Origin of the sequence: Paenibacillus kribbensis, assembly GCF_002240415.1 — a bacterium.
Lineage (GTDB): Bacteria > Bacillota > Bacilli > Paenibacillales > Paenibacillaceae > Paenibacillus > Paenibacillus kribbensis.
The window spans coordinates 1248568-1262490 of record NZ_CP020028.1 but is presented as its reverse complement, the minus strand read 5'-3'; the positions used below and the strand labels follow the sequence as shown (position 1 = coordinate 1262490).

Annotated in this window: 12 protein-coding genes and 1 riboswitch; of the genes, 1 reads left to right on the top strand and 11 read right to left on the bottom strand. The window is 48.7% G+C overall.

Annotated features, from left to right (window positions below; all coding sequences use genetic code 11):
* Positions 1-59: 59 nt before the first annotated feature.
* From B4V02_RS05805 to B4V02_RS05775, 7 genes are all read right to left on the bottom strand, one after another.
* The gene (locus B4V02_RS05805) at positions 60-1181 is read right to left on the bottom strand and encodes an acyltransferase family protein (RefSeq protein WP_094154083.1); all 1122 of its coding nucleotides are present in this window, start codon (positions 1179-1181) and stop codon (positions 60-62) included.
* A gap of 84 nt (positions 1182-1265) precedes the next feature.
* Positions 1266-1886 (bottom strand): malonate decarboxylase holo-ACP synthase, encoded by a 621-nt coding sequence (locus tag B4V02_RS05800; protein ID WP_094154082.1) that lies wholly within the window; start codon positions 1884-1886, stop codon positions 1266-1268.
* Entirely contained in the window at positions 1880-3553 is a 1674-nt protein-coding gene (gene mdcD, locus B4V02_RS05795; RefSeq protein ID WP_094154081.1) for a biotin-independent malonate decarboxylase subunit beta, read from the bottom strand. The genes B4V02_RS05800 and mdcD overlap by 7 nt, the downstream gene beginning before the upstream one ends.
* On the bottom strand, positions 3543-3842 hold the full coding sequence (locus B4V02_RS05790) for a malonate decarboxylase subunit delta (protein ID WP_007431741.1): 300 nt from the start codon (positions 3840-3842) through the stop codon (positions 3543-3545). Before B4V02_RS05790 ends, mdcD begins: the two co-directional genes overlap by 11 nt.
* 28 nt (positions 3843-3870) lie before the next feature.
* A complete protein-coding gene (locus B4V02_RS05785; RefSeq protein WP_094154080.1) occupies positions 3871-4695 on the bottom strand; it encodes a triphosphoribosyl-dephospho-CoA synthase in 825 nt (274 codons plus the stop codon).
* 4 nt (positions 4696-4699) lie between these two features.
* A complete protein-coding gene (mdcA, locus tag B4V02_RS05780) occupies positions 4700-6346 on the bottom strand; it encodes a malonate decarboxylase subunit alpha (protein WP_094154079.1) in 1647 nt (548 codons plus the stop codon).
* Positions 6343-7182 carry an ACP S-malonyltransferase gene (locus B4V02_RS05775; protein ID WP_244188459.1) on the bottom strand — a complete coding sequence of 280 codons (840 nt, stop codon included), beginning with the start codon at positions 7180-7182 and terminating at the stop codon, positions 6343-6345. Before B4V02_RS05775 ends, mdcA begins: the two co-directional genes overlap by 4 nt.
* A gap of 200 nt (positions 7183-7382) precedes the next feature.
* On the opposite strand from B4V02_RS05775, the gene B4V02_RS05770 reads away from it, so the two are divergent.
* Positions 7383-8255 carry a LysR family transcriptional regulator gene (locus tag B4V02_RS05770; protein ID WP_094154077.1) on the top strand — a complete coding sequence of 291 codons (873 nt, stop codon included), beginning with the start codon at positions 7383-7385 and terminating at the stop codon, positions 8253-8255.
* Positions 8256-8401: 146 nt separating this feature from the next.
* On the opposite strand, the gene B4V02_RS05765 is transcribed toward B4V02_RS05770, so the two are convergent.
* From B4V02_RS05765 to B4V02_RS05750, 4 genes are all read right to left on the bottom strand, one after another.
* Positions 8402-9820 (bottom strand): alanine/glycine:cation symporter family protein, encoded by a 1419-nt coding sequence (locus B4V02_RS05765; protein WP_094154076.1) that lies wholly within the window; start codon positions 9818-9820, stop codon positions 8402-8404.
* Positions 9821-9978: 158 nt separating this feature from the next.
* Positions 9979-10073, bottom strand: a riboswitch (glycine riboswitch).
* Positions 10074-10341: 268 nt separating this feature from the next.
* Complete coding sequence (locus B4V02_RS05760) at positions 10342-11799, bottom strand: glycoside hydrolase family 1 protein (protein WP_094154075.1); 1458 nt, start codon at positions 11797-11799, stop codon at positions 10342-10344.
* Positions 11800-11843: 44 nt separating this feature from the next.
* Entirely contained in the window at positions 11844-12833 is a 990-nt protein-coding gene (locus tag B4V02_RS05755; protein WP_094154074.1) for a Gfo/Idh/MocA family protein, read from the bottom strand.
* A 30-nt stretch (positions 12834-12863) separates the two neighbouring features.
* Positions 12864-13904, bottom strand: a complete 1041-nt coding sequence (locus B4V02_RS05750; protein ID WP_094154073.1) for an oxidoreductase — start codon at positions 13902-13904, stop codon at positions 12864-12866.
* Between the last annotated feature and the right edge of the window lie 19 nt (positions 13905-13923).

Here is a 13923-nt window from a genome sequence, read left to right as displayed (position 1 = left end):
TTAAATTATAATGTCATATACACGATGTTACATGTATTGTTTGTTTTTTAACACTTATCTTAGTGATTGTTGCTGTGTGCTCCTTTTTGTCTCAGAAATACCCCCTCAGCCCACACCTTTAGCTGCGCAAAGGCATAGACGACGCCGAAGGAGCAGGCTACAGTCGTCAGATAAACCAAGAGTAGCCCCACGAAGAAAGGAAGCTGGCCTATCAAGTCACCGAACAAGCGCAGTACGATGACCAGAATGAACACATTCGCTGTAAAGGCTCGGTACGCGTAAGTAGATAACCATTTGTAATAGGGAAGTGAACGGGAATTCAAGCTGATCAGATGCCTTGCCAGCATGTAAATCAGGAATATCACTACCAGACTATACAAGGTCATGGACGGCTTCAGATAAATCAGATTTCCGAAGGACATATCCTCAAATCCAAAACCGAAAAATTCGTGATTTGTCCAAATGAGAATAAGAAGCATTACCGGAATGAGTATGAACTGAATCCGGCGAAGCACTCCGTCGAACTGTTTCTTATATACCCAAGCGATTCCACCTAGTAAAGCATAAATAAAATAACTAACGAAAAAGCGGTCAAGGTAACGCAGACTAATCGCATATGTTCCTCGGAATACGAAGGTATCGTACATCCAAAGCCACGCTCCGAAGATCACGAAGCTCACAATAAGCAGCGGAATGACCCGCCTAGGCTTAGCCAGGTATTTGTAGCAGACGAAAATAATAATAGGCATCAGCACTTGAAATTGCAGCATCATCACCGTGTACCAAAACTGTGATGATGCATTGCCGAGCACAAATGACTCGATGAGCGTCCAGAATGATGTAACGTGCTGATTAACCTGAATTTCCGGGAAGAAAATTAAGCCAGCCGCTGCCCACAGTAAATAAGGAATCACGAGCTCACCGAATTTTTCCTTGTAAAAATGGGATACCTTCGTATGCTGATTATTTTTCACCATCCCATATACAATGGCAAAAATAAAGACTGGCGCAGTATACTTTACTATATTGAAAATAACACCTAATAAGGCTAGGTCATCATTGGTGTGTGCATACTTCAGAAACATTCCCAGAACGCTTTGCAAGATCGCTCCGCTGACGGCAAACACCTTTAAGATGTCGCTTTCATTAATATTAACTTTTTGGGCTGTATTGTTTTCCATAATACGCACTTCCCCTTTGAGAGCTTATGTTTGCATACATCAAATGGTCGTGCATTCCTCCCTTTTGCCGTTGATTATAGCTCCTTATTGCCAAGGATTACGAACGAGCTTGGGACCCGAAGAAGTTCGCAGCACCACAGTACTAGCCCGTCTCTCAAGAATTTCGCGTAGAACGTAGGCACCGTCTCTTGTCTCCAATTGAATGTCAATTCGAACACCCAGATGCTCCAACTTGTGCACAAGTCTTTCAGCTGCTGCATAATCAATAACCTCGGAACCATCTATAACAAGGTCAAGATCACTCGTTTCCTTCACAGTTGGGTATTGCGTTACTATTTCGAATCCCGCACTTCCCACTGGTCCCCAGCGCCAATCCAGCATGATTTCTGCTAATAAATCCAGCACCTGCAGGACAGGCTGTTGCCGTCTTGTTGCAGATAAACAGTTCCACATCTGGCGCTCCGCTATCGCATAAGGAGACACGAGCTGGCACACGCCCTCCGGGTCAAGCAAGGCAGATTCCCGTTGATTTCGCTCTGTTCCACGTATTCCGACAGGAATATGACTATTTGCTAATAGTCCAGCCCTGCGAACGACTACAAAGGGGGCCCGCCTCAGCGAGGCGGTTACCCACTCCTTGTCTTCGTAGAAGGAGAGATATTTCAAATTGGACACTTCGATCAGATCATGTGGCCGAATTACCATTGCTCCGAAAGCGCTTGTCGCACGTTATTCGTTGCCGTACGCCCACCTGCCAGAGCTTCCTTGGTCTGCAAGCGGAAGCTAAGGTCACGAGGGGCTCCTTTCGTACTCTCAATAGCCTCGGAAATGGTCCGTTCCACAATGGCTACATCACTGTTCTGTGGATCGTCCGCCTGGATTCCGCTCAGCAGCGAATATAGTGCTCCCAGAGTACTGTAGCTGCGCACATCGTAGGCCATGGCTGGAACTTTCTTGGTAGCTTCATCAAGCTCGGCAATCGTCCGCTTGGTGATTCGGGCAGCAGAAGCCTTGGACATGGCCTGAATATTAACCTTGCTGTCATCCAGTGCGATCAAACGATTCGATTGCAGCCCATGCGCGAGGAAGCCTCCGGAAATCGCGTTGCCGACGATCACACCAATGACCGGATGACCCTCTAATCTAGCGGTTGCATAAGCATCTGCACTTGCAGCGAGGGCAAGGCTGATGCCGACCATTTCTTCCTTATAGCCGTAGGCTTGACTCGGTACATCAATGATGGCAATGATCGGACGTTTGGTTTCTTTTTTCTCATCCTGACGGATTGCGTCCTTGATGACTTGAGCCACCGTCCAGCCTTCAAGCATACCGACCTCGCCGTTTCTGACACGCGGGAATCGGTTGGAGGCATCCGGAACAATGGCGACATATCTGCACAATTGTCCGTTCTTTTCCACATCAGCCGCAAGTACGGAAGGAACATCGCTGACTGGGTGAGTAATGCCCGTCAAGCGGGAGAACCAGCGATAACCTCTACTGTCCGAAATGTCGGCCGCGCCCTCTTTTGCCAGCGGGACAGGCTGCTGCACAGGCTGTATCTGCTTGTAAAATTCGCGATAGCGCTCAGGTGTCCAAGGTTCTGCAGGATCAAGATTGCTTAACAGGGTCAGATAGAAATCGATTTGCTCTGTTTTAGCAGGCTTTGCCGGTGCCTTGAGCGCAGTATCAATCGCTTCGATAACTGCATCCGTCGTATCTTCCACCACTTCGTCAATCAATCCGGTTTGGAAGCGCTGGTTGACTCCGATTGTGTTCCAAATCAAGGCTTTGTCGCTTGAATCGAACTCCATAACCCCTGCTTCCTGCTCAATAACCTCCGGCCCGTTCAGACCGAGGCGCGCTTTCTTCGTAGCAATCAGAGTGGTAAACAATTCTGCAGTAATGGACATTCCCCCAAATGCCCCTACACGGCCCGGAACCAGCCCGATAACTGGAACGTATTTACGCAGGCCGACGATCTGGGTCGCAATCTCCGAAATCGACAACAACCCATAGTTCGCTTCTTGTAGCCGAACGCCCCCTGTATCGAAGATCATGATGGGATATAGTTTGTTCCCTCTCTCATTCTCTTTCAGTGCCAGTTCGAGCGCTCCGGAAATTTTGGCACCGCTGACTTCTCCAATGCCCCCTCCTTGAAAAGCGCCTTCCATCGAAATGATCAAGACTTTCTGCTTTCGTATTTCGCCAAGAGTTAGAATGATTCCATCATCACTCTGAGGAACAATGCCTTGCGGCTCAAGGTGCGGGGATTGGATTTGGTCCAACGGCCCAAGCAACTCCCGGAAAGTCCCCTCGTCCAGTAACGCTCTGGCTCTCTCGCGTCCATTCAGCTCTACAAAACTATTCTGCATAGTCAAGCACCTCCAGCACTTGCGTAAATCTAAGCATGACTACCCCCGGAGTGGCTCCGAAGTCATGAACTGTAATATTGGCAGTAATCGGATAACGGTTAAAAAAACGGGTCAGCACATTCTCCCATACTTGTCCAAATCCATCACTGCCTGTTAAAATGCTAACGCTGGTGGTCTGGCCTTCCACAGGCTCTACAATAATCTCCAAATCCCCCGAACCGACAACACCGATATGTGCCGGCTTACGGATGGGCTTTGTTGTTTGATATTGAAACTGTAATTTTTCCATCCTTCAGGAACACCTCCAAGTAAAAGTATCAATCGATGAGAAACAATGTGGCAGCTAGCAGATCGGCACTGCCTCCAGGTGAGAGTTGTCTGACATTGCAATACTCAGACAATCGGTAAAACAGCTTTCTGCCCGACTGGGTTCTAAATCCGTCTGCTGCAAGGAAGGCTGCGGACATTCTCTGAATCGCCATCAGATCCGACAACTGACCGCGGTGCAGGATACAGGTATCATCCACACTAGCCATCAAGGCCAATAAAGCTTCTATGCGTGCTTCCACCTCTGTCTTCTCACAAGCCCTGGCACGCAGCAAAGCAGGCAAAGCTTTGTCCCGGATGTGCGGAAAGCCCAGCTTCGCTTCTTCCTCTGCCCCCACGACCGCGTATTTCTTCTTAACCGATTCTCCATTCGTCCGCTGCATCGGGCGGTACCGATCATGGAACGATGCGATTGTTCCTGCAATGCTCATAATCTGATGTGGGTCCCGTTCCATTGGAAAGGCTGCCCGTGCACTGGTTAAAAGACCGAGGGCCCAAATGGCACCCTTATGTGTATTGACACCGTTCGTTGCACGGAGCATCACCTTTTCGCCCTCCCGCCCGATTAGAGCTATCTGCTCGCGCAAAGACTGGTCCACCGGGTGAAGGTATGACACAATGGCTATTTCCCGAAACGTATCCTCCAATGCTCTCGCGGATGCAAGCATCAGATCGATGGACATATCTGTATGAGAGCCATTGTCTCTGGCATCGACAAGTCCAGGCTTGGGCGTAAGCAGAGCCTCTTCCGTCAATGCCTTTACAGCTTTGGCAGCGAGAGAAGTCGCGAAAGCCGAATGCTTCGTCGTGAGCATGGCTTTAAGACCAGCTCCGGAATTTAGCCGGTGGATCATACAATCCGTCTGACCAATCTACGAGATCGTTGACCGTTTGCGCTGCCAGCAGCGAGCGTTTGGCTTGTCTGCGCATGATTCCAAGATCCTCCGGATAGGCCACAATCCCTCTGTCACGCAGCAGGCTTACATCGCTCTCATTACTTTCCATCCCTAAAGGCGTTACGCCCGCAATTGCCGCGAGTGCTTTCTTTCTCTCCTCTATGCTGTCCGTCTTGTAGAGGTATGCGATGCCTTCCTCGGTGAGGACGTGGGTAACATCATCCCCGTAAATCATAACCGGCGTAATGGCAAGGCCGGATTCATCCTTCACCTTGATGGCATCCAGCGAATCCACAAATACCGGCTTTTTGTTGGCACCGTATGTTTCAACCATCTGCACGACCAATTTCCGGCCTTTGGAGAGCTCCGTCGGACGCTCGATCATGTCAAGCCAGGCAGCAGTCGCATGTCGCCGTCCCCGAGGATCATGTCCCATATTCGGCGCTCCTCCAAAACCGGACAGTCTGCCGGAAGTAACGGTAGACGAATTGCCTCCGCGGTCCATTTGCAACGTTGATCCGATAAACATATCTACAGCGAATTGGCCTGCAACCTGACACATCGCGCGGTTGGAGCGCATAGATCCATCCTTGCCGACGAAGAACACGTCGGAACGAGCCGCAATGTATTTCTCCATACCGACCTCGCCTCCAAAGCTGTGGATGCTTTCGACCCAGCCGGATTCAATCGCCGGAATCAAAGTCGGATGCGGATTCAGGGCCCAGTGCTTGGCAATCTTCCCTTTCAGGCCGAGCTGCTCGCCATAGGTCGGCAGCAGAAGCTCAATCGCTGCAGTATTAAAGCCGATGCCGTGATTAAGCGACTGCACCTGATGTTTTCCATAAATGCCCTTGATCGCCATCATGCCCATCAGGATTTGCAGTTCAGTAATATTCTGCGGATCACGGGTAAACAGTGCTTCCAGTGCGTACGGTTTGTTGGCTTGTACAATGACGTCGACCCAGGAGGCAGGAATATCGACTCTCGGCAGCTCGTCCACGATTTCATTGACCTGCACGATCACGATCCCATCCTTGAAAGCGGCCGCTTCCACGATCGTCGGAGTTTCTTCCGTATTGTTTCCGGTATACAGATTGCCCTCGCGATCTGATTTGTCTGCCGCTACCAACACCACATCTGGAATAAGGTCAATGAAGAGACGTCCGAACAATTCCAAATACGTATGGATGTCACCGAGCTTAAGCGTCCCGTCATCAATCATTTGCGCAACACGCAGGCTTTGGGAGCCACTGTAGGAGAAATCCAGCTTCCCGGCGATGCCTTTCTCGAAAATATCCAAATGTTCGGGTCTTGAAATGCTGGACATAATCATATGCAGATCATGCACCTTGCCAGGATCGACTTCCAGCAGCTTTTGGGAAAGGAAGGACGCTTGCTTCTGGTTATCTCCTTCCAGGACGACCTTCGCTCCTGGCTCGATTAGCGCCTCCATCAGGTCGACGATTCGGGAGGAGTCGATGTATTTTCCGTCCAGCCACTTTTCCACCTTTCCTAACTTTTCCTGCTTTTTATCACGTTTTTGTGACCAGGATCGCAGTACTTTATTCATTCTTCTTGCTCCTTCCATTTTCTAATCAGATACTGAGTCGCTTCCAGACCGATCTCGCACACGGCGATTTGCCGGGTATCCTTATGGGCTTGCTTGACAAGTCTGGAAAGCGTATTACCCGGCGGCATCTCTATAAAACAGTTAGCTCCCGATTCGACGCAGACAGCCGCCATATCCATCCACCGGACGGGATATGCTACGTTTAGGGCAAGGTCCTCCGCAATTTTTTCCTTGGCTGTCGTCTTTCTCCCCGTATGATTCACCAAATATGGTATTTGAGCGTCCCGCATGGAAAAAGTATGCATTTTCAGCAATAGCTTATTGGCTACCTCTGACATCAGCGGGGAGTGTGAAGGAATCGGAACCTTCAGAAGCACTGTCTTAGCGGCCCCAAACTCCTTCGCATGCATAAAAGCTTTATTTATCCCTTCCAATGAACCGGATATGGCGATTTGCTGCTCTGCATTCATATTCGAGAGGTAGACAGGCATCGTCTCGCTATGAGAAAGATCCACGGCTTGTTGAACCTCTGCCTTCGTAAGCCCAATAATCACACCCATTCCATAGCCTTCGGGGAAAGCCTCTTCCATCAACCGGGCACGGAGCCATACGATCCGAAGCGCATCCTCGAACGAGAGAACCCCAGCGATGACCGCTGCAGGAAATGCACCAATGGAATGGCCTGCCACGAATTGGGGCCGGATACCCTGCTCGATCAACCGGTAGGCAATTGCCGTCTCCTTAACGAAGAGTGCCGCCTGAATCCAGACGGTTGAGCCCATAGCCACCTCATCGTCGCGTAGTTCAGTTCCGATGATGCTTGTTGCCTTTTTCACATACTCGGGTACATCCTGGAGCATTCCAGGAACCTGTGACCCCTGGCCAGGAAATGTAAAAACGATATTCAGAATCTCACCACCTTTAGCGGATTCATCTTCTCTACATTGTCAATTGTAAGAAGTGAGCAAATACCTGTAAAATATATATATTCACATATGATCGATAACCTAATGGTTATAAAGGGGATTACTTCACTATGGATTTTTTGCAGCTTAAGTATTTTCAAGTGACCTCGAAGCATGAGCATGTCACACGTGCCGCAAACGAGCTGTATATCTCACAGCCTGCCCTAAGTAAAATGATTAGAAACCTGGAGACGGAATTGGGTGTGCAGCTATTTGACCGCGAAGGAAAACATATCGTACTGAATGAATATGGGAAGAAGTTCCTGAAAAGAGTGAACCAGTCGCTATCAGCGCTAGAGCAAGGCATATCCGAGGTCAAAGAAATGAAGAATGAAAAGGTAGAGGTCATTACGTTATACGTCGCCGTCGGCTCTATGCTATTGCCCGAGCTTGTCGGCAAGTTTCGCGATCTCTACCCTCAAATTAGATTTAACCTGACCCAGCACCCTGCGATGATCAAGAAAGGACTGGCGTACGATTTTGCGATTACGTCCGAAGAGTTGGCGAACAACGAGCATGCGATCCTGTTGGAGGAGGAAATTTTGCTTGGCGTACCAAAATCTCACCCTCTGAGCGCTCAGGACACCGTATTCCTGAAAGATCTAGAGCATGAGAAGTTTATCAGCCTTACACCTGGTCATTCGCTTAGGAAAACAACGGACCGCTTTTTTGCCCACACCCCTTTTGAACCGAACATCGTCTTTGAAAGTGATGATCCGGCTACGGTAAGAGGGCTGATTCAAACAGGACTTGGCATCTCCTTTATTCCTTCTATCCTGTGGAAGAATGTCGTAACCGAAGACATCAAGCTGCTTCAAATCAGGGAGCCTCGATGTATGCGCACCATCTATCTGTCCTATCCTGCCGGGGAGCTGCACACCGATATAGAAAAATCGTTTTTCGAATTCATCATTAGATTTTTCCAGAATATTGCTCAGCGTTGACGATTTAGAACCCACTGGCTGACTACGGCATTAATGATGAGCAGTTGGCTCTTTTGCGTACATCACTGTAACATTCAAAAAGGGAGTGTCCTCCAAGCCTGTGATGGCTGAAGACACTCCCTTTTGAATGTTATGACTTTCCATTTTTATGAATTGACTGTCTGTCCTTTTTCTTCTACCTGGATCGCTGCGCTTACACTGGCACCTGCAAGAATCCCCTTTTGCTTATTAGAATACAAGGAATCCATATAGGTTCGGGTTTCTGCAACTACGATGCCTGACAAGCCGAGCAGTGCAATCAGGTTGGGAAAGGCCATCATTGCGTTAAAGATATCTGCCAGCAGCCAGATGGCATCCAGCTTGATGAACGCGCCTCCGGCAACCAGTGCAATGAACAGATATCGGTATGGCTTAATCCACTTGACGCCAAGCAAATATTCAACACAGCGTTCCCCGTAGTAGTTCCAGCCGAGCATAGTCGTGAATGCGAACATAATCAGAATGATCGTGAGCAGCTCTGCCCCAAGCGGGAACGCGCTGGAAAATGCTTGCTGAGTCATCAGGCCCGCATCAGTAGGTCCGCTCCACACACCGCTTACCAACAGCGTCAGCCCGGTCATTAGACAAATAACCATCGTGTCAATAAACACACCTGTCATGGAAATCAGCCCTTGCTCCGCAGGCCATTTCGTTTTGGCGGCTGCGGCTGCAATTGGTGCGCTTCCCAGACCGGCCTCATTGGCAAAAATACCTCTGGCTACCCCGCTGCGCATCGCCAGCATAATGGTAGCCCCGGCAAAGCCGCCCGTCGCAGACGTAGTCGAAAACGCGGAGTGCAGCACAAGTGCGATTGCGGCGGGAAGCTGGTCCGCAAACCGAATCAGTACGATGATACAAATCAGTACGTATAAGCCTGTTTTAAAAGGAACGACCTTGGTCGATACCTTGGCAATGCTTTTGAGTCCTCCAATGGTAACCAGTGCTGTAAGGGTAGCAATAATCAACGCCGTTACAATCGGCGGAACGCCAAAGCTATTTTCGGTCGAAGACACAATGGCCTTGACCTGCGGGAACGTTCCAATGCCGAACAGCGCCACCAGCATGCCCGAGAAGGCAAACAGCATGGCCAGCGGTTTAAAGCGGCGTCCCAGACCATTTTCAATATAATACATCGGGCCACCGGAAAATTGTCCATTCCGATCCTTCACCCGGTATTTTACCGCCAGCACACCTTCCGCATATTTCGTAGCCATCCCGAAAAAGGCAGCCACGACCATCCAGAACAAGGCACCTGGCCCGCCCAGCTTAATCGCCGTCGCTACACCGACAATACTTCCTGTGCCAACTGTAGCCGCCAACGCCGTGCTCAGGGCCGCAAAGCTGCTTACATCTCCGCTGCCTTCATTTGGGGCCTTGCCAATCAGCTTGATCGCCAAAGGCAGGCGAAATACCTGCAGCATTTTTAAACGTATGGTCAGCCACAATCCCGTTCCCATCACGAGAATGATAAGCGGCGCTCCCCATATCCAACTGCTAATCGTTTCTAACACATGTACCAAATTCATTTCAACCCGCTCCTCAAGCATATTAAAAAACAAAAAAGAGTCAAATCAGCTGATTCGACTCCTGGAGAGGTTAAAGGCACGAAAAAATACAACCCTTTTGCGCAGGTTGCTGCCTCTACATAACTTATAAAAAAATAGGGCATCCCCTGTCACAGGTTATTCGCGTCTCTGTCCTTTTGCCTGAGAGTTTAAGCAGATGTTCTCTGCCGTGCACCTTCGGCGCCCAATTAAGGGTCTCTCCAGAGTTCTGTCCGTTTACGGTCCCGCTTGCTGTAATCAGCCAAGCACCTGAGAGTTTTGCCCCTTCGGTCGGAACCTTCGTTCCATCTCCCGCAAACATCAACCAGACATATGAAATTGTTTTTTATTATACAGAAAGCTTTCAGTTTATTACAAGTGAAAAATTTGTGAAGCCCTCTGAGATGCAGTCATCTGTCTGCACAAAAAAACGGGCACAGCAGAGTGCATCCTTACGATGTTCTCTGTCGTGTCCGTCGAAGACGATATGAAGTTACATAAAATTACAGCTCTTCACCATTCGTTGCAATTACATTTTTGTACCAGTTAAAGGAGTCTTTTTTGGAACGTTTGAGTGTTCCGTTACCGTCATCATCCAGGTCGACATAAATAAATCCGTAGCGCTTGGACATTTCAGAAGTAGACATACTTACAAGGTCGATAGGCCCCCAGCTCGTGTAACCGATCAGATCCACACCGTCGGCAATCGCTTCCTTCATTTGGGCAATATGCTGACGCAAGTAATCAATGCGATAGGTGTCATGTACAGAACCGTCTTCTTCCACCTTATCATACGCACCCAAGCCATTTTCCACGATGAACAGCGGCTTTTGATAGCGGTCATAAAACGTATTCAGCGTAACACGCAGGCCGATCGGATCGATTTGCCATCCCCAGTCGGAGGACTGCAGATACGGATTTTTCACGCCGCCAATCAGGTTGCCTGCTGCTTTCTCGCCTTCCGGGCCCGCAGATACGGTCAAAGTCATGTAGTAGCTGAAGGAGATAAAATCGACCGTGTTATTTTTCAAAATTTCCGCATCGCCGGGTTCTGTTTGCAGAACAATATTATTTTCTTCAAAATAACGGTTCATGTAGTTGGAATATTCCCCACGGGCATGTACGTCCGTAAAGAACAGGTTCATCTGATTTTCATGCTGGGCTTTCAGTATATCCTCCGGGTTACACGTATGTGGATAGCTTTCTATACGGGCTAGCATACAGCCGATTTGAGCGCCCGGGATGATCTCATGTCCCCGTTTGGTCGCCAGTGCGCTTGCTACAAATTGATGATGCAATGCTTGATATATCGCTTGCTGTTTGTTTTCTACACGGTCAATCACCACACCGCCGCCTGTGAACGGACTCATGGTCATTACATTGATTTCATTAAAGGTCAGCCAGTATTTTACTTTATCCTTATAGCGTGTAAATACCGTTTCGGCATAATTCACGTAATGCTGTATGACTTCGCGTCCCAGCCAGCCATTATATTTCTGAGTCAGACCTAGCGGTGTTTCATAATGTGACAATGTCACCAAGGGCTCAATACCATACTTGCGCAGCTCATCAAATACATTGTCGTAGAATTGCAATCCTGCTTCATTCGGCTCGGCATCATAACCATTCGGGAAAATCCGCGACCAGTGGATGGACATGCGAAATACCTTGAAGCCCATTTCTGCAAACAAGGCGATATCTTCTTTATAGTGGTGGTAGAAGTCCACCCCTTCACGCTTTGGAAAACGGGCATTTACTTTACCTGCCAGGATGTCTTCCAGACGTTCGGACGAAATCTCGATAGCATGATCGTTCTTGCGTTCTGCTTTGGGGACATAGGCAATCATATCTGCACTAGACAATCCCTTTCCATCTACGTCAAAAGCTCCTTCCAATTGGTTGGCCGCAGTTGCCCCGCCCCACAGGAAGTTTTTCGGAAAGCCTTTTAGCATCTTCGTCATCGTCTAAAAACCTCTCTTCTTGTTATATTCAAACTTCTTTTACGCTATTTCTGCTCATCCTCGAAATAAATACCATTTTGATGACGCAGCTCATTGCTGATTTTCTGAACCTCGATACTCAATGACTTTAACTCGTCATAACGAACCTGATCCTGTTCGGTGATGATCCGGTAAAATTCCCGCGCCTCGTGAAACATGAAATGATGAGTTTCCGGGGTGCTTACCGTATCCGTTACCTTGGTGCGAACGTCCAGTACAGACACCTCCGTAATACCGGAAACACCGCTGGAGATGAGAGTCGCCTGATCGCCGTAGATTTCCACACGGTTGGTGGTCACCGCATTTTTCCCCAGTTGAATCACCAGTGTAAAATCAGGATACGACAATAGGATCGGACCGCCTAAATCCACACCGTTCTCATGCTTTTTGGCACGGTACACACCTGATGTCGGCGCTCCGAGCAAATCAATGGCAAAATAGAGGGAATAAACCCCCAAATCCATCAACGCTCCCCCGCCGTAAGACAGGGAAAAGATATTGGGAACATCTCCTGACAGCAATTGATCGTACCGGGAGGAAAATTGCATGGAATACAAGGAGCCTCCCTGGATGCTGCCCACACGCTTCACGTTGTCCTTCAGCCGCAAAAAGTTTGGCTCATGAATATGACGGACAGCTTCCAGCAAGTAACAGCCATTCTGGTCAGCCAGTTCGTACGCATCCCGCAATTCTTGCTCGGTCAGACTGATTGGTTTTTCAACAATCGCATGCTTGCCATGCTCCAGAAACAGACGGGCCTGCGATATATGCAAGGAATTAGGTGTAGCGATATAAATGGCATCAATATCGGATTTAGCCATCTCTTCCAGACTGTCATACAACGTAATATTATCGAGCTGGCATGCTGCTGCAAACGCTTCACCCTTGTCCCGATTACGGACAAACAGGGCTGTAATCTCCCATTCTCCAGCTTCTTTTACGGCTTTAACCCACTCCTGGCTGATCCAGCCAGTTCCAATCATACCAAGCTTCATAGGTTGTAACTTCCTTTCCTGATGGTAGGTCTATCGCCGGAAATCAACGATGGACGGGGAAGGCTGCTTAAAGCCGCTTTCCAAAATCTCTATTGTAAGCAAAATATCCTCGTCCGGAACCAGCTTGGGTGTACCGTGCACGATAGACTCATACAGAGAGTCGTACAGTCGTCCGTAATCTCCTGTCGGCGTAGGGAGTAATTCTTCAACAGCTTCACTGCTGCCAGAAGGTACGTATTTAAGCTTGCCGTAGGAGGCTGGATCGTCCAGACCAAAACCCTCGGCATCCGGGGTTTTACCTGCTTTCAGCCAGGCTTCCTGCTGGTCGTCTCCCCATTTGACAAAGCTGCCTTTCGTACCATGTATGGTGAACTGCGGATATGGCAGACACACAACAAGAGAGGTTTTAACAATTACTTTTTTATCTGGATAATACAAAATGGTTTCACTATAATCGTCGGCACCTTGAGCAGCGCGAACAGACTTGATGTCATATCCGATCTGCTCCGGCCTGCCAAATAAGGCAATGAGTCTGTCCAGCGTATGTACGCCGAGTCCGTAGAACATTCCATTGACTGGATTGCCGCCAGGCACACTGGCATCAGGACGGAAATAATCGTAGTGGGATTCAATCTCCACAATATCTCCCAATTTATCGGAATAGAGCGCTTCCTTGAAAGCCAGATAATCGCTGTCAAATCTGCGATTTTGATAAGGCATGACAATCAGGTTCTTTTCCTTGGCCAATTCGATCAGTTCACGCGCCTGTTCAAGACTTTCACAAAAAGGCTTTTCCACCAGCACATGCTTGCCGTGGGATAATGCCAATTTGGCGTATTCATAATGTGTGGCAGATGGTGTACATACGACGACAAGTGATATTTCCGGGTCATTGAGAACATCCATGATTTGATCCGAAAACAGTATATCCGGGTAGGCTGTCTTCATCTCCTCCCGCACCTGGCGTGTATACACTCTCGATACTTGAAAGGTGTCCCTGAGTCGGACATAGGGTAGATGATACCGGGTTGTACTTTTACCAAATCCCAAATAAGCAACTTGAATCGCCATTTTGCAAATCCCCCGTTTC

Coding starts and splice junctions, on each gene's coding strand:
- B4V02_RS05760 (WP_094154075.1), bottom strand. CDS start 11,799: ATGACGAAGATGCTAAAAGGCTTTCCGAAAAACTTCCTGTGGGGCGGG.
- B4V02_RS05750 (WP_094154073.1), bottom strand. CDS start 13,904: ATGGCGATTCAAGTTGCTTATTTGGGATTTGGTAAAAGTACAACCCGG.
- B4V02_RS05805 (WP_094154083.1), bottom strand. CDS start 1,181: ATGGAAAACAATACAGCCCAAAAAGTTAATATTAATGAAAGCGACATC.
- B4V02_RS05765 (WP_094154076.1), bottom strand. CDS start 9,820: ATGAATTTGGTACATGTGTTAGAAACGATTAGCAGTTGGATATGGGGA.
- B4V02_RS05770 (WP_094154077.1), top strand. CDS start 7,383: ATGGATTTTTTGCAGCTTAAGTATTTTCAAGTGACCTCGAAGCATGAG.
- B4V02_RS05785 (WP_094154080.1), bottom strand. CDS start 4,695: ATGCTCACGACGAAGCATTCGGCTTTCGCGACTTCTCTCGCTGCCAAA.
- B4V02_RS05800 (WP_094154082.1), bottom strand. CDS start 1,886: ATGGTAATTCGGCCACATGATCTGATCGAAGTGTCCAATTTGAAATAT.
- mdcA (WP_094154079.1), bottom strand. CDS start 6,346: ATGAATAAAGTACTGCGATCCTGGTCACAAAAACGTGATAAAAAGCAG.
- B4V02_RS05790 (WP_007431741.1), bottom strand. CDS start 3,842: ATGGAAAAATTACAGTTTCAATATCAAACAACAAAGCCCATCCGTAAG.
- B4V02_RS05755 (WP_094154074.1), bottom strand. CDS start 12,833: ATGAAGCTTGGTATGATTGGAACTGGCTGGATCAGCCAGGAGTGGGTT.
- mdcD (WP_094154081.1), bottom strand. CDS start 3,553: ATGCAGAATAGTTTTGTAGAGCTGAATGGACGCGAGAGAGCCAGAGCG.